20 protein-coding genes and 2 tRNA genes are annotated in these 23,007 nt (G+C 34.2%); 11 read left to right on the forward strand and 11 right to left on the reverse strand.

All coding sequences use genetic code 11. The annotated features are described in order from the left end of the window. Nucleotides 1–39: 39 nt before the first annotated feature. Complete coding sequence (folK, locus tag H603_RS0105530; protein ID WP_026707637.1) at nucleotides 40–1,179, forward strand: 2-amino-4-hydroxy-6-hydroxymethyldihydropteridine diphosphokinase; 1,140 nt, start codon at nucleotides 40–42, stop codon at nucleotides 1,177–1,179. Here folK and H603_RS0105535 read toward each other — a convergent pair. Both H603_RS0105535 and H603_RS0105540 read right to left on the reverse strand, forming a co-directional pair. Continuing rightward, nucleotides 1,176–1,706: an RNA methyltransferase gene (locus H603_RS0105535; RefSeq protein WP_026707638.1), complete on the reverse strand. Its 531-nt coding sequence runs from the start codon at nucleotides 1,704–1,706 to the stop codon at nucleotides 1,176–1,178. The genes folK and H603_RS0105535 overlap by 4 nt on opposite strands. 70 nt (nucleotides 1,707–1,776) lie before the next feature. Continuing rightward, entirely contained in the window at nucleotides 1,777–2,211 is a 435-nt protein-coding gene (locus H603_RS0105540) for a DUF1573 domain-containing protein (protein ID WP_026707639.1), read from the reverse strand. A 159-nt stretch (nucleotides 2,212–2,370) separates the two neighbouring features. Between H603_RS0105540 and mutS the strand changes: the two genes are divergently transcribed. From mutS to H603_RS0105560, 4 genes are all read left to right on the forward strand, one after another. Next, nucleotides 2,371–4,977: a DNA mismatch repair protein MutS gene (gene mutS / locus H603_RS0105545; RefSeq protein WP_026707640.1), complete on the forward strand. Its 2,607-nt coding sequence runs from the start codon at nucleotides 2,371–2,373 to the stop codon at nucleotides 4,975–4,977. A 144-nt stretch (nucleotides 4,978–5,121) separates the two neighbouring features. Beyond that, nucleotides 5,122–5,197: transfer RNA gene (locus H603_RS0105550), tRNA-Gly, on the forward strand. A gap of 11 nt (nucleotides 5,198–5,208) precedes the next feature. Further along, a tRNA-Leu gene (locus H603_RS0105555) sits at nucleotides 5,209–5,294 on the forward strand. Between the two features lie 107 nt (nucleotides 5,295–5,401). Then, complete coding sequence (locus H603_RS0105560) at nucleotides 5,402–5,749, forward strand: DUF1508 domain-containing protein (protein WP_026707641.1); 348 nt, start codon at nucleotides 5,402–5,404, stop codon at nucleotides 5,747–5,749. A gap of 136 nt (nucleotides 5,750–5,885) precedes the next feature. Here H603_RS0105560 and H603_RS16550 read toward each other — a convergent pair whose 3' ends face one another. Further along, entirely contained in the window at nucleotides 5,886–6,104 is a 219-nt protein-coding gene (locus H603_RS16550; protein ID WP_035675520.1) for a hypothetical protein, read from the reverse strand. 419 nt (nucleotides 6,105–6,523) lie between these two features. Further along, nucleotides 6,524–7,768, reverse strand: coding sequence for a 3-deoxy-D-manno-octulosonic acid transferase (locus H603_RS0105570; protein WP_026707642.1), 1,245 nt, complete (start codon nucleotides 7,766–7,768; stop codon nucleotides 6,524–6,526). Nucleotides 7,769–7,936: 168 nt separating this feature from the next. On the opposite strand from H603_RS0105570, the gene H603_RS0105575 reads away from it, so the two are divergent. Then, entirely contained in the window at nucleotides 7,937–9,067 is a 1,131-nt protein-coding gene (locus H603_RS0105575; protein ID WP_026707643.1) for a DegT/DnrJ/EryC1/StrS family aminotransferase, read from the forward strand. Nucleotides 9,068–9,139: 72 nt separating this feature from the next. Beyond that, the gene (galE, locus tag H603_RS0105580) at nucleotides 9,140–10,153 is read left to right on the forward strand and encodes a UDP-glucose 4-epimerase GalE (RefSeq protein WP_026707644.1); all 1,014 of its coding nucleotides are present in this window, start codon (nucleotides 9,140–9,142) and stop codon (nucleotides 10,151–10,153) included. 105 nt (nucleotides 10,154–10,258) lie between these two features. Here galE and fabD read toward each other — a convergent pair whose 3' ends face one another. Then, nucleotides 10,259–11,134 (reverse strand): ACP S-malonyltransferase, encoded by an 876-nt coding sequence (gene fabD / locus H603_RS0105585; protein WP_026707645.1) that lies wholly within the window; start codon nucleotides 11,132–11,134, stop codon nucleotides 10,259–10,261. Nucleotides 11,135–11,418: 284 nt separating this feature from the next. Continuing rightward, nucleotides 11,419–11,826 carry an OsmC family protein gene (locus H603_RS0105595; protein WP_035675523.1) on the reverse strand — a complete coding sequence of 136 codons (408 nt, stop codon included), beginning with the start codon at nucleotides 11,824–11,826 and terminating at the stop codon, nucleotides 11,419–11,421. 157 nt (nucleotides 11,827–11,983) lie between these two features. Here H603_RS0105595 and H603_RS0105600 point away from each other — a divergent pair, with 157 nt between their 5' ends. Beyond that, nucleotides 11,984–13,615, forward strand: coding sequence for a hypothetical protein (locus tag H603_RS0105600; protein ID WP_035675526.1), 1,632 nt, complete (start codon nucleotides 11,984–11,986; stop codon nucleotides 13,613–13,615). Nucleotides 13,616–13,741: 126 nt separating this feature from the next. Here H603_RS0105600 and H603_RS0105605 read toward each other — a convergent pair whose 3' ends face one another. The 3 genes from H603_RS0105605 to H603_RS0105615 all read right to left on the reverse strand — a co-directional run bounded on the left by H603_RS0105605 (nucleotide 13,742) and on the right by H603_RS0105615 (nucleotide 15,594). Then, nucleotides 13,742–14,026 (reverse strand): GNAT family N-acetyltransferase, encoded by a 285-nt coding sequence (locus H603_RS0105605; protein ID WP_026707648.1) that lies wholly within the window; start codon nucleotides 14,024–14,026, stop codon nucleotides 13,742–13,744. A gap of 18 nt (nucleotides 14,027–14,044) precedes the next feature. Next, nucleotides 14,045–14,761 (reverse strand): pirin family protein, encoded by a 717-nt coding sequence (locus H603_RS0105610; protein WP_026707649.1) that lies wholly within the window; start codon nucleotides 14,759–14,761, stop codon nucleotides 14,045–14,047. A gap of 251 nt (nucleotides 14,762–15,012) precedes the next feature. After that, a complete protein-coding gene (locus H603_RS0105615) occupies nucleotides 15,013–15,594 on the reverse strand; it encodes a Crp/Fnr family transcriptional regulator (RefSeq protein ID WP_026707650.1) in 582 nt (193 codons plus the stop codon). Nucleotides 15,595–16,224: 630 nt separating this feature from the next. On the opposite strand from H603_RS0105615, the gene H603_RS0105620 reads away from it, so the two are divergent. Continuing rightward, nucleotides 16,225–19,398, forward strand: a complete 3,174-nt coding sequence (locus H603_RS0105620; protein WP_026707651.1) for a SusC/RagA family TonB-linked outer membrane protein — start codon at nucleotides 16,225–16,227, stop codon at nucleotides 19,396–19,398. Between the two features lie 75 nt (nucleotides 19,399–19,473). Further along, on the forward strand, nucleotides 19,474–21,075 hold the full coding sequence (locus H603_RS16555) for a RagB/SusD family nutrient uptake outer membrane protein (RefSeq protein WP_026707652.1): 1,602 nt from the start codon (nucleotides 19,474–19,476) through the stop codon (nucleotides 21,073–21,075). Between the two features lie 94 nt (nucleotides 21,076–21,169). On the opposite strand, the gene H603_RS0105630 is transcribed toward H603_RS16555, so the two are convergent. Next, nucleotides 21,170–21,493: a DUF6370 family protein gene (locus H603_RS0105630; RefSeq protein WP_026707653.1), complete on the reverse strand. Its 324-nt coding sequence runs from the start codon at nucleotides 21,491–21,493 to the stop codon at nucleotides 21,170–21,172. 108 nt (nucleotides 21,494–21,601) lie between these two features. Continuing rightward, nucleotides 21,602–21,964, reverse strand: coding sequence for a hypothetical protein (locus H603_RS0105635; RefSeq protein ID WP_026707654.1), 363 nt, complete (start codon nucleotides 21,962–21,964; stop codon nucleotides 21,602–21,604). An 89-nt stretch (nucleotides 21,965–22,053) separates the two neighbouring features. On the opposite strand from H603_RS0105635, the gene H603_RS0105640 reads away from it, so the two are divergent. Further along, entirely contained in the window at nucleotides 22,054–22,917 is an 864-nt protein-coding gene (locus tag H603_RS0105640; RefSeq protein WP_026707655.1) for an AraC family transcriptional regulator, read from the forward strand. Nucleotides 22,918–23,007: the final 90 nt, after the last annotated feature.

Genomic DNA, 23,007 nt, shown 5'->3' on the forward strand with positions numbered 1-23,007 from the left:
GGGCAATTCTAAAATTGTTTTAGTTAATTTGTGTTTAATATGAAAGTACAGCATCAGGTTACATTAGCTATTGGGAGCAATCAGGGCAATCGTCTTGAGAATATCGAACATTGTTTACAGTTGATCCATCAAGAGGTGGGAACAGTGGTCAGAGTGTCATCACTTTATGAATCGCCATCGTGGGGATTTGAGAGTGATGCATTTTATAATTGCGCTGTTTTAATTCATACTTTTAGTGAAGCGGAAGTTGTATTGAACCAAATTTTAGCGCTAGAAAAAACGTTAGGGCGTGTCCGATTAAATCTAGAAGGATACCAAGCTAGATTGATCGATATCGATTTAATCTTTTTTGACGATGAAGTAATTGCCACTGATAATTTACAAGTGCCACATCCTTTATTGCAAGATAGAAATTTTGTGTTGTTGCCGCTTGCTGATTTAAAATTAGACATTGTGCACCCTATTTTAAAGAAAACGGTTAAGGAGTTAATTGCAATATCAGCTGATGCTAGTGTTTGTAAAAATATTGGTGCCTTGCAAAACCCATTAAAAGATATTCCTTTAGAAAATTACAATTATATTGCTTTTGAAGGAAATATTGGTGCTGGAAAAACGACATTGACGAATAAAATTGCAGAAGATTTTAATGCCAAAACAGTTTTAGAACGTTTTGCTGACAATCCATTTTTACCCAAATTTTATCAAGATCAACATAGGTATGCATTTCCACTAGAGATGTCTTTCTTAGCAGATAGATATCAGCAATTGTCAGATGATTTGGCTCAGTTTGATTTGTTTAAAGACTTTTTAGTAGCCGATTACCATATCTTTAAGTCACTAATATTTGCCAAGATTACTCTTGCGGATGATGAATATCGCTTGTACCGCAATTTATTTGATATCATTTATAAAGAGATGCCAAAGCCGGATCTTTACGTATACTTGTATCAAAACTCGGAGCGACTGCTACAAAATATTAAAAAGCGTGGTCGCGATTACGAACAAAATATTGCTGCAGAGTATTTAGATAAAATCAATAGCGGCTATTTAGATTATATCAAGTCTCAAAAAGATTTGAATGTATTAATCGTCGATGTCTCTGATAAGGATTTCGTGAAAAACCAAGCCGATTATCTCTTCATACTAGATGAAATTCGAAAAAAACTAGCTTCAAATTAGTATTTGAATTGTTTGAATAAATCCCAAATTACAATTCCTGCACTTACTGAAATGTTCAAGGAGTGTTTGGTGCCTAATTGCGGAATTTCGATACAACCATCACATAATGCTACTGCTTCTTGATTTACACCATGCACTTCGTTCCCAAAAACGACTGCATAACGCTGTGAAGGATCTACTTTAAAACTTTGTAAAAATGTGGCACTTTCTACTTGCTCAATTGCCAAAGTAATTACGTTATCGTTTTTCAAATTTTGAATTACTTCCAATACATTTTCGTGATGTTCCCAAACTACTGTTTCAGTTGCGCCCAAAGCAGTTTTGTGAATTTCCTTGTTGGGTGGGGTGGCAGTAATTCCGCACAAGTATATTTTTTCGATTAAAAAAGCATCTGAAGTTCTAAATACAGAGCCAATATTATGTAGGCTTCTTATATCGTCTAATATTACTATGATAGGTGTCTTTTCAGATTGTTTGAATGCTGTTACACTTTTACGCTCTAACTCGCTATTTTCTAATTTTCTCATGCTATTTTATTAATTGTAAAAAAAAAGCTTCCGGATGAGGGAAGCTTATAAAGTATATTTTGTAGAGCTTTTAGCTTTTTGCAGCTGCATCGGCTAATACTTCACCTTTAATAGTAAGTACTTTTGTAGGTTGTCCTGCAGCGTTTGAAGTTACAGTTACAGTTTTAGTAAATTGACCAACTCTATCAGTAGCATATTTTACTCCAATCACACCTTTTGCACCAGGAGCGATAGGCTCTCTTGGAGAAGTAGGAACTGTACATCCACAAGAACCTTGAGTATTTGTAATGATTAATGGTTTGTTACCGTTATTTGTAAATACAAATTCACGTTTTCCATCAGCATTGTGTGCTATTTTACCATAATCGATAGTTTCATTAACAAATGTCATTCCCGCACCGTTAACTTTAGTTGTTGCAGCTTTAACTTTTTTGCTAGTTTCTTGAGCTTGAGAAGTTGTAACCCCTAAAACAACTAGCATTGCAAGTGTAAGTATTTTTTTCATGATTGTAATTTTATAATTATTTCAACAAATTTAAAGAAAAAATCGTGCCAATAACTTAAAATTACCCTAAAAATGGTTATTTTTTTTCTAGTAATTCTTTATTGAATATATAATATTTAAATTCGCTGCTGTAATAAACCTCATTTAAAAATAAATATTTTGGCAGCCAAAGATAAAGTCGTTAAGGAAACTCCGTTGATGAAACAATACAATGAAATAAAGAGAAAGTATCCAGATGCTTGCTTATTATTTAGAGTAGGTGATTTCTATGAAACTTTTGGAGATGATGCCGTGCGAGCGTCTAAGATTCTTGGAATTACATTAACAAAACGAGGTGCGGGTTCTGAAACAGAAACAGCGCTTGCAGGTTTTCCGCATCACTCTATTAACACTTATTTGCCAAAATTAGTAAAAGCAGGTTTGCGTGTGGCTATTTGTGATCAATTAGAAGATCCTAAAATGACCAAGACCATTGTGAAACGTGGGGTTACTGAGTTAGTAACACCGGGTGTCTCGATGAATGATGAGGTGCTACAGTCTAAAACCAATAATTTTCTAGCTTCAGTTTATTTTGCGAATAAATCTATTGGGATTGCATTTCTCGATGTGTCTACAGGAGAGTTTTTAACAGCGCAAGGGAATGCCGAATATATTGATAAATTATTGCAGAATTTTAACCCTTCTGAGGTTTTAATTCCAAAGAATAATAAAGGGGATTTCAAGCAGGCTTTTGGTGAAGACTATCACAGTTTTTATCTTGAAGATTGGATTTATAAAGAAGATTACGCATTTGAGACATTGACTAAGCATTTTCAAACCATTTCATTGAAAGGTTTTGGTGTCGAAGATTTAAAGGAAGGAGTAATTGCTTCAGGTGCAATCTTGTACTACCTAGGCGAAACGCAGCACAATAGAGTGCAACATATTACGGCAATCCAGCGCATTGCTGAAGATGCTTATGTGTGGATGGACCGATTTACAATTCGCAATTTAGAATTATATCACAGTTATAACCCTAACGCAGTTACATTGCTGGATGTTATAGATAAAACGCTTTCGCCAATGGGTGGGCGTTTATTAAAAAGATGGTTGGCTCTGCCTTTAAAGGATGCTTCAAAAATAAAAGGCCGTCATCAGGTAGTTGCTTATCTCCAAGAAAATCAAGAAGTGCTGCAGCAAATGCAGAATCAAATAAAGCAAATCTCCGACTTAGAGCGCTTGATTTCTAAAATTGCAGCTGGAAAAGTATCGCCTCGCGAGATAGTTTATCTAAAAGAGTCATTAGATGCCATTATTCCTATGAAGACATTGGCTTTAGCAAGTTCTCAAGAAGCTGTTAAAGTTATCGGGGACAGTTTGCATAGTTGTGATTTGTTGCGTGAGAAAATTAAAGTTACTTTAAATCAAGATGCTCCTGTGGCTGTGGCTAAAGGAAATGCAATTGCTAAGGGAATTAGTGAGGAGCTAGACGAACTTAGAGCAATATCAACTTCAGGAAAGGAATTTCTTGAAGGGATTGAAGCGCGTGAATCACAACGCACCGGAATTACCTCTCTTAAAATTTCGTTTAATAATGTTTTTGGTTATTATATCGAAGTGAGAAATACGCACAAAGATAAAGTCCCTACAGAGTGGATTAGAAAACAAACTCTAGTTAATGCAGAGCGCTATATAACGGAAGAGTTAAAAGAATACGAAGCAAAAATCCTTGGTGCCGAAGAGAAGATTCATAAAATAGAGGCAGAGTTGTTTGAGCAATTAGTTGCTTGGATTGCTACCTATATTAAGCCAGTGCAGTTAAACGCAAATTTAGTAGCGCAGCTAGACTGTTTGTGCTCGTTTACACAATTGGCGATCGAAAATCAATACAATTGCCCTGAATTAGATGAAACGTTCGAACTAGATATAAAAAATGGTAGGCATCCTGTTATCGAGAAACAACTGCCAGTAGGAACTCCTTACATTGCTAATGATGTTTATTTAGACCGTGAAACGCAACAATTAATAATGATTACAGGTCCTAATATGTCTGGTAAGTCGGCTATATTGCGTCAAACTGCATTGATTGTATTACTTGCTCAAATGGGAAGTTTTGTCCCTGCAGATAGTGTGCGTATGGGAGTAGTAGACAAGATATTCACTAGAGTGGGGGCGAGTGATAATATCTCGATGGGAGAATCTACTTTTATGGTAGAGATGAATGAAACGGCTTCTATTTTGAATAATATTTCTGATCGAAGTTTGGTGCTTCTAGATGAAATAGGTCGTGGAACGAGTACCTATGACGGAATATCAATTGCGTGGGCTATTGCCGAATTTTTACACGAGCACCCATCGAGACCTAAAACGCTTTTTGCAACTCATTATCATGAGTTAAATGAAATGACAGAGTCGCTTTCGAGAATTCAAAATTACAATGTAGCTGTAAAGGAATTAAAAGACAATGTGCTTTTTATTCGAAAATTAATAAAAGGCGGTAGTGCGCATAGCTTTGGAATTCACGTGGCTAAAATGGCTGGAATGCCTCAAATTGTTTTATTAAAAGCACAGAAGATATTGAAAAAGCTTGAGAAAAATCATTCTGGAGAAGTTCTAAACGGAATCAAGGCCGAGCAAGACGAGATGCAAATGAGTTTTTTCAATTTAGATGATCCCTTATTAGAGGAAATCAAGGAAGAGATATTAAATTTAGATGTTAATACAATTACACCAGTGGAAGCATTAATGAAGCTAAATGAAATAAAAAGAATGATCACCAGAAAATAATTTATTTTACAAAGTTTAGGTTATCAGAGTTTTATGAAATAATTAAAAATATTATTTCTAAAGTGCTTGTTTAATTGGATAAATGTCTTAAATTTGCCACCGCAATACACAACAAGTATTGTTGTTCTTATCAAGAATTGAAATGCGAAAATAGCTCAGTTGGTAGAGCGCGACCTTGCCAAGGTCGAGGTCGCGGGTTCGAGCCCCGTTTTTCGCTCCACGTCACATAATGCTCGGATGGTGAAATTGGTAGACACGCTGGACTTAAAATCCAGTGAACAGCAATGTTCGTGCGGGTTCAAGTCCCGCTCTGAGTACTAAAGCCTCTTCTTTTGAAGAGGCTTTTTTTTTGCTCTTTTTTTTAAATACCTCTTTTTAGTGCAATTTTCTTTTATGGCTTTAAAAACACAATTATAATTTAGATATGGCTTCCTTAGTAATAACAAAACGTTTTAGCGGTGATTACAAATTCGAACTTACCTCAAGAAAAGGAAAGACGATATTTACTAGTAATCCTTATGAACTGCGAATGGATTGTGAGGCTGACGCTGAGCGACTGAAAATGCTCTTTGAGAGTTGTTCTTATGTTAAGTTTAAAACAACAAAGGGGAAGTTCTTTTTTAGGGTTGTCGTCGATGGAGTGGTTATGGCAACTAGTAGAAAATACAGTACAGAATTAATGGTGCAAAAGGGAATTGCTGAAATTGTAAAATATGGCTCCAAAGCTGAGATTTTAGATTTCTCTAATAATGATTTTACCTTTACTGATTAAGCAGAGTTTATCGTAAATAGCAAAGGCGCTCTTTATATAAAGAGCGCCTTTTTATTTGCTTAAAAGTACTAAAAAACTAAAATAAAAAAGCCATCACGCTTGCGCGGATGGCTTTGATTTTAGAATTTAATTCTGATTAGTGTGCAGCTTCAGTTGCAGTTTCAGCAGCGTCAGTTGCTACAGTAGCAGCAGAATCCATTACTTGTGCAGCAGAATCCATTACTTGAGCAGCAGAATCTTCAACAACAACTGTAGAATCTACAGCCATAGTGTCTTCAGCGTTAGCATCAGCTTTTTTACAAGAAACAACAGTTAATACAGCAACAGCAGCTAAACTTAAAAATACTTTTTTCATCTTAATTTAATATAAAGGTTAATTATTAATTCGACGCAAAGATATAAATTTTTTGATATGTAAATTATTTTTTGAATTTTTTTTTAAAAATAATTAATCTTTTTTGTCTTAGTGATATAGAGCAATATCTATGCCTAATGTAGGGAGACTTTAAAATGCTATTTACAGTAACTGAAATGGTAACTTTAAAGGAGGGGTTATAGGTGTGTTACAATGTTGAGAGAAATTCTGAAACATGTTGTAAAAACTTGTTTGAGACGTATTGTAGCTTGGTTATCAGCTTTTTAATTTGTGTGTTGTATAGTGAACTATTAGCTAGTACTGTTTATGAAAAGTTTTATTTCTTTTCAGAATCATACATGACTATATCTTTGTCAGTGTGTAAAAAAGTAACACTGTAACGATGGTTGTTTTACCCCTTAAATTGTAGCTGATTGTCTAACGTAATTCATTATGATTTGCGTTGCGCCTTTATTCATGCCAATAAATGTGCTACAGATATGTCCTTTTTCAAAACGCAGTAGTTCGTCACGCAGTAATTCATCCATCTTTATGGTCAATTCTGCTAGATTTGAAATCGCTGTAGCGCCATCTAAATTGATTAATGCGGTAGCTTCGGCAAAGTGTGAATAATTAGGTCCAATAAGTATAGGGACACCAAAAGTGGCAGGTTCTAGTATATTGTGTATGCCAGGATTGCCAAAACCTCCTCCCACATAAGCGATATCAGCATAGCTATATATTTTTGTTAAGATGCCAATGGTGTCTATTATCAATACATCATAATCACTAAGGTCTTTACCTTCATGCTCTGAGAATAAGATAGTTTTACGTATGATTCCAGTTTTGAGTTCTTTAATTTGTTCCGGCTTTATATTATGGGGAGCAATTATAAATTTGGCAGCATGCTTATTAGTATTAATGTACTGTGTTAAAAGCAACTCGTCTTTAGGCCAAGAACTTCCTATAACCACTGTGAGTTGATCATTTTTAAAATTCGAAACAAATTCTAATCGATTGTCTTTTTCGACTATCGCAGCTACTCGATCAAATCGGGTGTCTCCTGAAATTGCTACATTGTTTTTACCTATACTTGCTAACAATTTTTTTGACTGCTCATTTTGAACGAAAAAGTAGGTAAAGGTATCGAGAGCTTTTCGATAAAAACCACCATACCATTTAAAGAAGGCTTGATTCTCTCTTAAAATACCCGAAATTAAAAAAGTCTTTATGTTATTAGCTTTTAATTCTTTTAAATAATTTGGCCAAAACTCGTACTTAATAAAGAAAACTAAATCAGGGTGTGCTAACGCAATGAACTTCTGCGCATTTTTTTTAGTGTCTAATGGGAGATAAACTGTAACATCTGCTGCTGTATTGTTTTTTCTTACTTCATAACCTGATGGAGAGAAAAACGTGACGATGATTTTATGAGTGGGGTACGTGGCCTTTACTTTTTCGATAACGGGCAAACCTTGTTCGTATTCTCCTAAAGAGGCGGCATGAAACCAAATCGTTTTATCTGTAGGCGATATTTTTTGAGATAAAATTGTAAATACGTCTTTTCTTCCTTCAACAAAGAGTTTCATTTTTGGATTAAAAAGTGCGATTAGAGCAAGCAATTTCGAAACTATGATTGCAAAACAATTGTATAGGAAAAACATGAGTTGTATTTTTTTGGATGCTAAAATACATATTTTATTTCGAATCTTATTTCGGCTACGTTAAGCAAAAGCCGAATGTTTTGGTGTTGAGCGAGGGATATAAATAATAAGCTATTCTGAATTTAGTGTGATTATAAATTCTTAATTTTGTATTTATAATTTTATCGAATGAAAAAAATACAAATGGTTGACCTAAAAAGTCAATACGAAAAAATAAAAGAGACAGTCAATGTTTCTATTCAAGAAGTTTTAGATACAAATGCATATATCAATGGACCAGAAGTTCATAAATTCCAAAAGAATTTAGAGGATTACTTGGGTGTTAAACACGTAATTCCTTGTGCAAATGGTACTGATGCTTTGCAGATTGCAATGATGGGACTTGGTTTACAGCCCGGAGATGAGGTAATTACTGCCGATTTTACGTTTGCCGCTACTGTTGAAGTTATTGCATTGTTGCAACTAACACCCGTTTTAGTAGATGTTGATATGTATAATATGAATATCTCTATTGAAGCGATTAAAAAAGCAATCACTCCTAAGACTAAAGCAATTGTTCCCGTACATTTATTTGGACGTGCAGCAAATATGGAAGCTATTATGGCAATAGCCAAAGAGCATAACTTATTTGTAATCGAAGACAATGCACAAGCTATTGGGGCCAACTGTAAATCATCGGATGGCGTTAAGAAAAAAGCAGGAACCATAGGGCATGTGGGAGCTACTTCGTTTTTTCCATCTAAAAATCTAGGTTGTTATGGTGATGGTGGAGCTATTTTTACAAATGATGATGCACTAGCACATACTTTACGAGGAATCGTAAATCACGGAATGTACGAACGTTATCACCACGATGTTGTAGGAGTAAATTCTCGTTTAGATAGTATACAAGCAGCAGTTTTAAATGCTAAATTACCATTGCTTGATCAATACAATGCAGCGAGACAAGATGCAGCCAGAAAATACTCTGCAGCTTTTGAAGGGCATCAAAATATTATTGCGCCCCAAATTTGCGATATTTGTGATTGTCACGTATTTCATCAATATACGTTGCGAATTATTAATGCAGATAGAAATGGTTTGATGCAGCATTTATTAGACAAAGGAATTCCTTGTGCAATTTATTATCCAATTCCGCTACATTCTCAAAAAGCGTATAAAGATGAGAGGTACAAAGAGGAAGATTTTCCTGTAACCAATCAATTAGTTCAAGAAGTATTGTCATTGCCAATGCATACTGAACTTGATGACGAACAAATAAAATTCATCACCGATAGTGTTTTAGAATTTTTAAAATAAAAATTAAAGACGCGATTAATCGCGTCTTTTTTATGCATTGAAAAGATAGCTTTTACAATTTAAAAATAAAAAATGAAAATACTTGTAACAGGAGGATTAGGATTTATAGGTTCGCACACTGTGGTAGAACTCCAAAATCAAGGTTTTGAAGTAGTTATCGTAGACGACTTGTCAAATACCTCGCTGAGCGTTTTAGACGGAATTAAAAACATCACGGGTAAAGTTCCTGCTTTTGAAAAATTAGATTTAAGAGAAAAAAATAGCGTTCAAGATTTTTTTAAAAGGAATCAAGAAATTGCTGGAGTGATACATTTTGCCGCCTCAAAAGCTGTAGGCGAAAGTGTTGAGAATCCTTTATTGTATTATGAAAACAATATCAGTGCGCTGGTATATCTTTTGCAAGAATTACAGAAAAAAGAGGCTGCTAGTTTCATCTTTAGCTCGTCATGTACTGTTTATGGTCAGGCCGAAAAGATGCCAATTACTGAAAATGCTCCAATACAAACAGCAATGTCTCCTTATGGAAATACAAAGCAAATAGGAGAGGAAATCATCACAGATACAGCAAAGGTGACAGACATTAATGCTATTTTATTGCGATATTTTAACCCGATAGGATCACACCCTTCAGCTGAAATAGGGGAGTTACCGCTAGGAGTTCCTCAAAATTTAGTGCCATTTATCACACAAACTGGAATGGGATTGAGAAACGAACTTTCGGTTTATGGGGATGATTATCCTACAGCTGATGGAACTGCAGTACGTGATTATATTCACGTAGTTGATTTGGCCAAAGCCCATGTTATTGCTTTAAAAAGATTATTAGATAAAAAGAACCTTGAAAAAGTAGAAACTTTTAATCTTGGAACAGGAACGGGAAGCTCAGTGCTAGAGGTTATTCAAGCATTCGAAAAAGTAAGTGGCAAAAAATTACCGTATAAATTAGTAGGACGTCGTGAAGGTGATATTACAGAAGCTTATGCGAATACCGATAAAGCCAATACAGTTTTAGGTTGGAAGGCACAATCAACTTTAGAGGAAGCGATGGCAAGTGCTTGGAAATGGGAACAAAAAGTGAGAAGCTAGTTGCTATTTAAGATACATTATATTTATAAAAAAATCCCAAACTATCAAGACGATACTTTGGGATTTTCTAATTTATAGCCTGTTGTAGACTTTGAAGAAAATTACTTATGCATTTGCAGTAGCAGCTTCTTTATCAATTTTTCCAATTAAACCAGCTAGTACTTTTCCTGGTCCTACTTCAGTGAATAAAGTAGCGCCATCAGCGATCATTTGTTGTACTGATTGCGTCCATTTAACTGGAGCTGTCAATTGTATGATTAGGTTTTTCTTGATTTCATTTGCGTCTGAAACTGCGCTTGCTGTTACATTTTGATAAACAGGGCAAATAGGAGTAGAGAATGTAGTTGCTTCAATAGCAGCAGCTAATTCCTCTCTTGCTGGTTCCATCATTGGTGAATGAAAAGCTCCACCTACCGGTAATAGTAACGCTCTTTTTGCTCCAGCTTCTTTCATAGCAACACAGGCCGCTTCAACAGCCGTTGTTTCACCCGAAATTACTAATTGTCCAGGGCAGTTGTAATTTGCAGCTACTACGACACCATCAATAGCAGCACAAACTTCTTCAACTACATTATCTGCAAGTCCTAAAACGGCAGCCATTGTAGAAGGCTTGATTTCGCATGCTTTTTGCATTGCTAAAGCTCTTTGTGAAACTAATTTTAACCCGTCTTCAAATGACAAAGTACCGTTTGCAACTAAGGCAGAGAATTCTCCTAATGAATGTCCTGCAACCATTTCTGGCTTAAAATCAGCGCCCAAAGTTTTAGCTAATATCACTGAATGTAAAAAAACTGCTGGCTGTGTAACCTTAGTTTCTTTTAATTCTTCGGCCGTTCCTTCAAACATAATGTCTGTGATACGGAAACCTAAAATTTCGTTCGCTTGCTCAAAAAGCTCTTTAGCCAAAGGAGAGTTTTCGTATAAATCTTTTCCCATTCCTGTGAATTGTGCGCCTTGTCCTGGAAATACGTATGCTTTCATATTTTAATTTTAAAGATTGAATGATTTAAAATTTTCGAAATTAAACCAACTGCAAAAATAGTATTTTTTTTTAGAAAGAACATTTTTCAATTTTAAAGCAGCAAGTTTCAGTAATCAATAAACAGTCGTCCCGCTTTTACCTATATCTCCTAGTCCTTAAAGGTCAGTACTAGGAGGATGCCGGTGCAATCGGGGCTAATTAAGGCAGTGTAGGGGTCAAATCATGAGTGCTACTTGTACAAACGATTACTCAGTTGTTTTAATGCTACTTTTTAAATCTAAAATTATAGTAGTGTGTTGATTACAATATTATTCTTCAATAGTTTAGATACAGGGCATTTTTCGGCAATTATTAGGAGGCGTTTCTTTATATCTTCATCGACTGTCACCGGAAAAGTAATTATTCTTTTAATCGTTGTAGTTAGGTCTGGATTGCTTTCTTGATAAAAATTTAATGCGATAGTTATTTCAGGTATGTCCCATCCTTTTCGATCAATATACATTCTTAAGGTAGAAAGCGTACAACTTGCTAACGATGCTAGCAGGGCGGTGTATGGATCTGGGCCTAAATCCTTACCTTCAATTTTTTCAGGCTCATCCATTATAAATTGACCATTACGCCAATTAATAGTACATAAATATTTTTGCATTCCTATGTGTCCTACAATGTCGTTTTCAAGTGCGTTTTCCATTTGGCTCTATTTTATAATATGTCTGTGATTGTAGGGCTAATTTACTGTTTTTTAAACAATTATTTTGAACGAATTCGGGTTAGTTTAATACGTTTAGTTGTCGATTAGATGTAACAATTTCAGTATTTTTATACTAATTGTCAAATGCTATTTAATTATGAAAAATATAGTTTCTATATCGCTTTTTATTATTCTTACAATTTTAGTTTTTTATATAGGAATGCCCACAATTAATTATGGGTTTGTAGGTTTTCCCATTGTTCTATTATTCTTGAGCATATTTTGGATTGTGATTTCGACCGGTTTGCAAATTTCTCCAGATAACAAACAAGTGAAAATTGCTAAAAGGCCTAGTAAATTTGTGGTTTATTTTATGCTAGCGGTCCTAGCATATCTTGTCGTTACCCCAATTTTGACAAGTCTCCCCATTTTTAGAACAGCGGCTTATCAAACCATGATAGGGAAAGTGGCTGATGGAAATAAAATCTCTAATCACATCGCTCCCATTTCTATTGACGAAATTAGGGTTGTAGATGAGGATTTAGCGCACTTATTAGGTGAGAAAGTATTGGGTACACAGCCCGCTTTAGGAAGCCAAGTTGAATTAGGTGAATTTTGTATCCAAAAGGTGAATAACGATTTGTACTGGGTAGCACCGTTATTGCATTCTGGTTTTTTTAAGTGGATGAATAATAGGTCAGGGTCTGCTGGTTATGTGATGGTTTCGGCTACAAATGAAAGAGATGTAAAGTTAGTGCAAAACATTGGCGGAAGCCCAGTTAAGATCAAGTACCAACCCAAGGCGTATTTTCAATCAAATATAAAACGACTGTTGTACTTAAATGGATATGCTACAGAAGGATTAGAAGATTTTAGTTTTGAAATTGACGACGCTGGAATGCCTTTTTGGGTCGTAACTACCTTTAAAAAAGAAATTGGTTTTAGCGGAAATGAGGCAACAGGCATTGTATTAATCAATGCACAAACGGGCCAAATGAAAGAGTATTCGATTGCAACCACACCTAAATGGGTAGATCGCATTCAGCCTATTAATTTTATTGAAGAACAATTAAACGATTGGGGAGAATATGTGCAAGGTTATTGGAATTTTTCTAACGAAAATAAACTTCAAATTACTGAAGGCCTGACATTAGTGTATGGTAATGACAATAGGTCATACTGGTATACAGGGTTAACCTCTGTAGGGAAGGATGAATCTGCGGTAGGTTTTGTTTTAGTTGATACTAGAACTAAGGAAGCTACCTTTTATAAACAAGGTGGCGCTACCGAATATGCTGCTCAAAGTTCGGCGCAAGGTAAAGTACAAGAAAAAGGGTATCAGGCTTCGCTACCTGTACCGTATAATATTAATAACATTCCAACGTATGTAATGACATTGAAAGATAAGGGTGGCTTGGTGAAAATGTTTGCTATGGTAGCCATTTCAGATTATACGATTGTAGGTGTAGGAAACACCATGCGTGAAGCTTTAACGTCGTATAAAAATGTTTACAACATGTCTGATAATAAAGTAAACCCAAATAGTGTTAGTAACAGGAAAGTTTTAAAAACTATAATCACTAGGATTCAAAATGACGTGAAAAATGGTAATAGTTTTTACTATTTTAAGGTAAAGGACTATCCCAATATTTTTGTAGGATCCTCTCAAATATCTAATCAGTTGCCAGTAACAATGATAGGCGATAGTGTGAGTATCTCTTTTGATGTAGATATGGAAGCAGTTATCGACGTCTCTTCGTTTAAAAATCTAAACTTAAAAGACAATTAATAATACATCTTTCAATTATAAAAAAGGCTGACACTAATTAATATTAGGAGTCAGCCTTTTTTATTATTTCTTTACGGTAATTTTCGTTTATAACTTAAGTTTCTATAATCGATTTTGAAAATGCAGTTATAAAACGTCCTTAAAATCTGGCGTTTTGTCAAAAACATGAGCTACAAAAGGACATGATGGAACAATAGTAATTCCTTCTTTTCTAGCAAAATTTACTGCTTCAGTAACCATTTCTTCACCTAAACCTTTCCCAGTTTCATCATCTGTAACCTCTGTGTGATCTATTGTAATTTGGTTAGCAGCAGTATGTCTAAAAATCATTTTTCCTAATACATCATCGTTTTCTTCGATATAAAAAACACCTTCTTTTTCGTTATTTTCTAGTTGCACCTTTTTACTCATATTTGTATATTTTTTTAATTAATATTGCATTGGAACCTCCATTAAAAGTATTTCAACATCAGAATTCATTTTTAATTCTAAGTCTGTTACATCCCAAATTCCAAAACCGTCACGTGTATCTAATTCTTGACCATTAATAGTTAACTGTCCCGAAAGCACAAAAACATAAACACCATTACCTTCTTTCTTAATTTGGTAATTTGTGGTGCTGTCTTTTGCTAACTTTCCTAAATGAAACCAAGCGTCTTGATGAATCCATACTCCCTCATCATCTGGATTAGGAGAAAGAATTTGCTGTAATTTATTATGTCGATCTGCACTATTTAATGTTATTTGTTGGTAACGAGGATCTACATTTTTTTTATTTGGAAAAACCCAAATCTGCAACAACTTGGTTCTTTGGTCAGCATTAGGGTTAAACTCACTGTGTTGTACACCAGTCCCAGCACTCATAACCTGTACATCACCATTTTTAATAGTCTCAGTATTTCCCATGCTATCTTTGTGCGCTAAATCACCTTCAAGCGGAATGGTTAAAATTTCCATATTATCATGAGGATGTGTTCCAAAACCCATTCCTGCAGCAATTGTATCATCATTCAAAACACGAAGTGCACCAAATTGTACTCTCTCTGGATTGTACCAACTACCAAAACTAAAACTATGGTAAGCATTTAACCATCCATGATCTGCGTGTCCTCTCGTATCTGCCTTGTGTAAAATTGTATTTTCCATATGGTATAAATTTAGTGATTTTTGTTTTACAAATTTATATTCAAAGCTAGCAAAAGCTACTTAACCTAGATTAAGAAATAATAATGTCAGGTTTCAATAGGTAAAAATTACTTTTTTGGGCGTGTCCCTGCGGGTCGGGCTATTCGTTCCCGCTTTTTATGTCTGGCAAAAAAGCCAAACATAAAAGAGCTCCACTACTATCCCTTACGCAATAGAATCACTAGGGATTATAATCCAGAATAAATGTATCATCAGCGGTGCAACATTTTGCTTTTCATTTTGCTAAAAAATTCAGGAGTAACTCCTATATAGGAAGCAATTTGTTTTTGAGGCACTTTATTAACGAGCTGCGGATGCTTTGAACAAAACTTTTCAAAACGTTCTTCAGCAGAAAGACTCAAATTGTCCAGTAACCTTTCTTGATTGGCAACTAGAGAATTTTCGGTTAAAATCCTAAAGAATCGTTCAAATTTCGGGATCTTCTCGTAAAGTATCTCTTGATTTTCTTTCGATAATAGCAGCAACTCAGCTTCTTCTATGACTTCGATAAATAGATTGCCAGGTTTTTGAGAAAGCAAACTATACATATCACCAATCCAATAGCCTTCACAAGCAAAATTCAAAACATGTTCGACAATGTTGTCATTTATTGTAAAGCTTCGTAAAATACCACTATTGACAAAGTAGGAATGTTTGCAAATTTCGGTGGCATGAAGCAGTATTGTTCTTGACTTACAGCTTTGAACAGTTATCATGCTTATAAATAATTCTTGTTCCTCAGTCGTTAGATCAATGTGTTTTGCGATATTTTTAAGTAGGAGATTCGTATTCATTATTAAGTAGCGATATGGTGCAAACAATTTATAGTTTGTGATTAAATAAAACTACAAAATTAGCCTCAAAAACACTTATAGAAGATGGTGTAAAATTGCATTATCTCTTTATCTAGTTATTTAAATAATTAATCGGTAAAAATTAAAATTCAATTGTTTTTTGGGTTGGAAATTGGCAGTTATAAGCATGTTTAAAGTAAAAATGTGCTAGCCATTTTGTATTAACGATTTTCTTTAAAAATAAATTGGTTTACCAATTTGACAAACCAAAATCTTATTTTTTCATTATGGTAGCAATTTGTAAGATACTAAAAGCAATAATTTAGAATTTTTTAAGGATTAGAAATTGTTAAAATGTTATAATTCTCTTTAATAAATTTCAGTATAATGATTGAATTTTTGCGTTTAGTGTGGTTAAATGATACAAAAAAATGTATTTAATGTAAATTTATCACTACAATATTTTCATGTCAATAAATTAAGTATGTTTGGAATCTAAACTGGTAAACCAATTTGACGCACCAATTTTAAGTAATTTTTAATAATCACTTTCAAAATTTACTTAATCGTTGTAGTAGTCCAATTGGGAGACTAAAAACTAAAAAACAACTAATATAAAACGAATCAATTATGAAAAAAACTGTTTTAATGTTTCTCTTAGTTTTCTCGTGTATTGTAAATGCTCAAACTGCAGGAATAAAATTTGCAGGAACAGTAGTCGACAATACGGGACAACCTATTCCGGGAGTAACAGTTACGTCTGACGCTAAAAGTACGGTAACTGATTTTGATGGAGGCTTCACTATCATGGTAGCAAATACTAAATCGGTAGTTTCATTCTCTTACTTAGGATTTACGACAAAATCTATTACAGTAGGAAAAAGCACAACAATGAAGGTGATGCTAGAGGAAGCTACAAACATGCTTGACGATGTAGTAGTGATTGGTTACGGAACGCAAAAACGTTCAAGTGTAACAGGATCTGTAGCAAAATTAAAAAGTGATAAATTTGAAAACGCACCAGTATCACGTTTGGATAATGCTATACAAGGTAAGATCGCCGGTGTACGTGTTCAAAGTATTTCTTCGGAAGCAGGTGCCGATACAAAAATTAATATTAGAGGTATTAGTTCTGTAAGTGCAGGATCAGGACCTTTATTAGTTGTAGATGGTCAGCCAATGCCTGATGGTTTCTCTGCATTGAATAGTGCCGATGTAGAATCTGTTGAGGTGTTAAAAGATGCTGCATCTGCGGCAATCTATGGTTCAAGAGGGGCTAACGGAGTTATCTTAGTAACAACTAAAAGTGGAAAATCTGGAGAAACAAAATATTACTTTAAAACTACTTCAGGTGTAAAAGAAGCTTATGAAACGTACGATATCATGTCTTCTAAAGACTATGTTGAAAGATTATATTCTGAACAAAAATTAAGAGATGCAGATCCATTATGGACATCTGATTATGGTTCTAGTTTACCATCTGCTGATAAATGGCGTGCACAATATAATATCGAAAATGATCTATTGGGTGGCAAAGGTACAAATTACCAAGATGAAGCACTGAGAACTGCTTATTACCAAGACATGCAATTTAATGTTTCTGGTGGTGGAGAGAAAAACAAATTCTACATTTCTACTGGATATCAAAATGATCAAGGATTAATGCTAAAAAGTGAATTTGAAAAATTAAACTTTAGAGCTAAATTTGATTTAAAATTGACTGACAAGTTAAGATTAAATATCAATTTAAATCCTTCGAATACAAAAACAGAAAGACCGGCAGTTAATTATATCGATTTCACGAGGTTTCCAAGTTTTCTTCCTGTATATCATACAGCAACTACTGCTAATTTTATCAATGGGCAACAGCCAGGTAGAAGTATTCAAGTAGGTGCATATGCAGAAGATGATGATTTTGCCAACTTAGTTTACAGTGGTCTTGATCCTAATGGGGTGGCTTATACAACAGCTGCGAATGCAGTTCCGTTTACAACTTCAAATACAAATCCAATACGCTCTTTGTTAGAGCAAAATGATAATAACAACCAATTCCGTTTTCAAGGTAGTGTTGCTTTAGATTATAATATTGCTGATGGACTTGATTTTCGCACTGCTCAAAATATCTACTATAAAGATTCAAAAAGAGTAGAAACAGGAGCTGCAAATGCTGCGCGTTTTGGTAATCCAAATTACGCTACTTATACAAATACAAATTATTTCGATTTCTTAACTGAAAACACTTTAAATTACAAGAAAAGCGTTGGTGATCATGATTTTGGTGCCTTGGGAGGTTTCACTTTTCAGTCTACTAGAACAAAGTCGCTTGTAACTGCAGGTACTACGTTTCCAACAGATTTTATTAAAAATTTAAATTTTGCATCAGTAGTTTTACAACCGCAACAATCTGATGAAAGCGTAGGATTAGTATCGTTCTTAGGGAGATTCAACTACTCATACAAAGATAAATACTTGTTCATGGCAAGTTATAGAACAGATGGAAGTAGCCGTTTTGCTGATGGTAATAAATGGGGAGGTTTCCCAGCTGTTTCATTAGGATGGGTTATTTCAAAAGAAAATTTCATGTCTGAAGTATCTGCTATTAGTAGGTTAGCTTTAAGAGCAAGTTACGGTGCAACAGGAAACAACGGAATTGGAGAATTTCAATATCAAAATTATTTAAATTCTGCTAATTACTTAAGTGGTATTGGAACAGGTAGTGTGTCTAATGGATTATCTAATACAAGTAACTTAAATAATAATCCTGATATCACATGGGAAAGAACATTCTCTTCTAATTTTGGTTTGGATTTAGCGATGTTTAAAAACAGATTTAACTTAAGTATTGATGCTTATCAGTCTAACACAGATAAATTATTGTTAGAACAATCTAACTTATTAATTTCAGGTTCTACAGCAGGTATTGCAAACGTAGGAAGTTTAAGAAATAGAGGTTTTGAAGTTGAGCTTTCAACAGTAAACATAAAAACTAAAAATTTCTCATGGAACACAGACTTTAATATTTCGCATGTTAAAAATGAGTTGACAAATCTTGGAGAAAAAACTACAATTATTTCGCCAACAATCGATGGAAGAAATGGTTTGAATAACTACGCTATCGTAGGGGAGCCATTAATTACATATTTTGGATTTAAAACTGATGGGGTATGGAACAGCAAAGCAGATATTGCTGATTCAGGTTTAACTACATCAATAACAAACGGATTAAAAGAAGGTGGATTGAAAATTTTAGACATCAACGGTGATGGTAATATTGATAATGATGATAGAACTAATTTAGGAAATCCTTACCCAGATTACACTTGGGGAATTACAAATAAGTTCACTTTCAAAAATCTTGATTTAAGTTTCACTTTACAAGGAGTTCAAGGTGGAGAATTAATTAATGGAGATATTAACTACAACGAGGTTAAAGAAAGAAACTTGAATTATATGGCAAATAGATGGGTAAGTCCAAGTAATCCTGGAGATGGTAAAACACCTTATACAACAAATGGATACAACTGGGTATTTACTGATAATGCAATCGAAGATGCCTCATACATGTCTTTAAGAGAGATAACTCTTGGGTACAGTTTAGGGAAAGATTTGGTTAAAAAAATTGGTTTAACTGATTTGAGATTTTCAGTATCAGGTCAAAATTTACTTTTCATCAATAATAAAGACTACAGAGGAATTAATATTGAAGCAAGAACTTCTCAAACAAGTCCTTTAGTAGATGGTTACCAAAGAGGAGCTTTTCCAATTCAAAAAACAATCTTGTTTAGTTTAGAAGTGGGTCTTTAATAAAATAGTTTTACAAAGCTTCTGAACCTTATTAGGAGCTTTGTAATCTTTAAAAAATTATAAAAAATTGAAAGCATGAAAAATAAAATATATAAAAATAAGTTACTAATTATATTCTCGTTTTTGACTTTAGCAAGCTGTAGTGAATACATTGAGCTTGAAAATCAAAATCAAATCGCTCAAGATGGATTTTATAGAGATGAGGCTTCATTAAATTTGGGATTGACTGGTGCTTACAGTACGTTGAGGAATCCTATTGCTTATGAGTGGATGTTATCAGAAATTCGTAGTGATAACACATTTATGAACTTAGTAGGTACTACTCAAGCTCAAAACTTGCAAATTTACAGTAACGATATCTTCGAAGCTCCTTCTTACGATTCATTTATCGAGAATTACTGGGGAAGCACGTATCAAAGTATTAGAAGTGTCAACGGTTTAATGACTGGTATGAATGTTTCGTACAATGCTGCTGCAGGAACAATTGACTACGGTATGTTAGATTACACTATTACCGATGCAGCTAAGAAAAGAATCGCAGGAGAAGCTTCTTTCATGAGAGCGTATCATTACTTTAATCTAGTAAGATTATACGGAGGCGTATTTTTAGTAGATAGAGTTTTAACATCAGAAGAAGCTTTGAAAGTAAACAGAGCTAGCGAAGATGATATTTACAAGTTTATTATTGCCGACTTAAAAAATGCTGTAGCAAATTGTATTTCTTCAACTTATAGCGCAACCGCAGCTACAGATCGTGGAAAAGTTACCACTTGGGCTGCTAAATCGCTTTTAGCAAAAGTATATCTAACTTTAGGTCAAAAATCAGATGCACTACCGCTTTTAACAGATGTTATTGCTAATAGTGGATATTCTCTTTTGACAGGAACTAGTGCCTATGCAAATGTTTTTGCAAGTACAAATGAAATGAATGCCGAAATGATTTTTGCCGTACGTTTTAAAGCAGGAGGTTTAGGTTATGGTAGTTCTTTATCTAACTTATTTGCAACAAATACATCAAGTATTGCAAGTCAAACAAAATTAGCACAACCAGCCGGAACTAGAGGAAGTTATAACAATCCTACTGAAGAGTTTTACAAGTCTTTTGGTGCTACTGATATTAGAAGAGATTACAATATTAAAGTATACAAGCCAACGACATCTTCGTTACCTGAAACATGGACTTATTGGGCTGCAAAACATAACATTTCTACAACGGTTCAAAATGATTCTGAATTAGACTGGCCAGTATTGCGTTACAGTGATGTTTTATTAATGTATTGTGAGGCTGTTGGAGTAAACAATGCAACGACTTTAGCTTATTTAAACCAAGTTCACGTTAGAGCTGGATTAACAGCATTAACAACGTCAAATGTTGCTACGCAGGCTGCATATGAAAGTGCCGTTGCAAATGAAAGAAGATGGGAGTTTGCACTTGAAAACCAACGTTGGTTTGACCTACTACGTTTCAAGAAAACATTAACAACAGTTAATGCTAAAGCAATTATGAGCAATCACTTTGCAGAAATGCAACCTTTCTATTCTCAATACGATGGAGCTTACACAACTGCACAGTTGCAAGCTAAAGTGGCAGATCCAAAATTTGATTTGTTACCTATTCCAAATGTTGAAATTGTAACCAATACAACTAATCCAATTACTCAGAATCCTGGGTACTAAATAAAAATAGTAAAGTAATAGAAAACGCTGTATGTTTAAACATACAGCGTTTTTTTATTTAATCTAAAACTGAAATTTAATATTATTTAAAAGACTATTTTTTAGTACTATCTACTAATTTAAAAGAGGTAGCTACAAAACGATTATCTACAACTTTACCAGTTACCTGAGCTGTTCTAATAGCTTCACAAAAGCCATCTGAAGCGTGTGCATCACCGTGTTCATCGATAGAGGTGCCGTCAACATAGTAGGCTTGATTGCCAATTTTCACAGCCAAATCACATCCTTTTCCTGTAAGTCCAAATTGGCATTGCCCGCAAGAGGCTTCAACAATTTGTATTTTTTTACTATCCGCTTTTTTTTGTGCTGAAAGTGTTACCGCTGCAAAAAGTAGGCTGCTTAAAAAGATATTTTTCATATTGGGATAAATTAGCGATAACAAAAATAAGTATTTATTATAAGACGGTACCTCATTGCCTTCAAATTATATCTCTTTACATTCATCACCTTATTTAGAAATGAGATATTACATGGAGTAATCTTTAAACATGTATAACCATAACAATCGTGACAATCTAATGTTGATTGAAGCTAAAGCGATAATTACAAATGCAATAATAGGGATAATTCTTAAATCAAATGCGGTTGTGAAAAAAGATTGCGCAATAACATAGGTAGCTATTCCTTCGGCTACGGTCAGTCCATAATTAACATACATCGCACCAAAAAAGTAACCTGGCTCTTTTTCAAATTGGGTTTTGCAATAGGAACAGCTTTTATTCATCTTGGGAAAACCAATGTTTAAAAAGATATTTTTTTCGTTAAAAACTTTTCCCTTTTGACAATGAGGACATTCATTATTCAAAATATGTGTGAGTGCATTTGCCATGGCTATTTTTTTAACAAAGGTAATTGACTATTCTATTGCAGCTATTTTCTATCTTCGCTACTTATAGCACAAAAAAGACATTTTGTAAAATGAAAAAATATCCTATTTATACCATTCAAAGCTTTAATTGCAATGCGGTAGCTAGCGATTTTTACATCAATACTTTCGAAAATCACCTGACTACGCATAGCTTTATAGAAGAACCACACCGACATGATTTTTATGTGTTGGTGCTTTTTACAGCGGGTACAGGCATACATGAGATTGATTTTGATAAATATAAAGTGCAAGCGGGGAGTGCATTTGTTTTACAACCTGGCCAAATGCACCATTGGAGTTTATCACATGATGTTACTGGTTACGTGGTTTTTTACTCTAAAGAAATGTATAATTTATATTTTGGACAAAAAGACATTGACAACTTCCCTTTTTATTTTAATGTACACGCTAAATCAGAAATTATCTTATCTACCGATGAAACGGTTGCCCTTCAACCATATTTCGAAATGATCTTACAAGAAGCAAGATCTAAAAAAGATTGGAGCCATGACAAAATAATGAATTTACTGGATACTATTCATATTGAGTTGGCTCGAAAATACAGCAGTAGTTCCGCTAATGTACTAGTGCCTTATTCGAATAAAATAAAACAGCTGTCACAGTTAATTGAAATGAATTTTATCGAACAAAAAGCAGCTTCTTTTTATGCCGCTGCACTCAATATAAGTTTGAAACATTTAAATCGCATTTGTAATGAAAGCTTGAAAAAAACTACTACTCAAGTGGTCACTGAGCGCGTCATGTTAGAAGCCAAAAGAATGCTAATGAATAAGAATTTAACGGTAAGCGAAGTCGCAAGTAGGCTAGGGTACGATGACTATTCTTACTTTGTTAGGCTGTTTAAAAAAAATGCTTTGATGACACCGGTAGCATTTAGGACTGCTAAAATGTAATTATATCACTATAATTTGAAAAGCGATTAGATCTAAGTAATTTTAAAGCATAAAAAAACCGATACCATTTGAGTATCGGTTCTTACATTT

The sequence above is a fragment of the Flavobacterium frigidarium DSM 17623 genome, assembly GCF_000425505.1.
Classification (GTDB): Bacteria; Bacteroidota; Bacteroidia; order Flavobacteriales; family Flavobacteriaceae; genus Flavobacterium; species Flavobacterium frigidarium.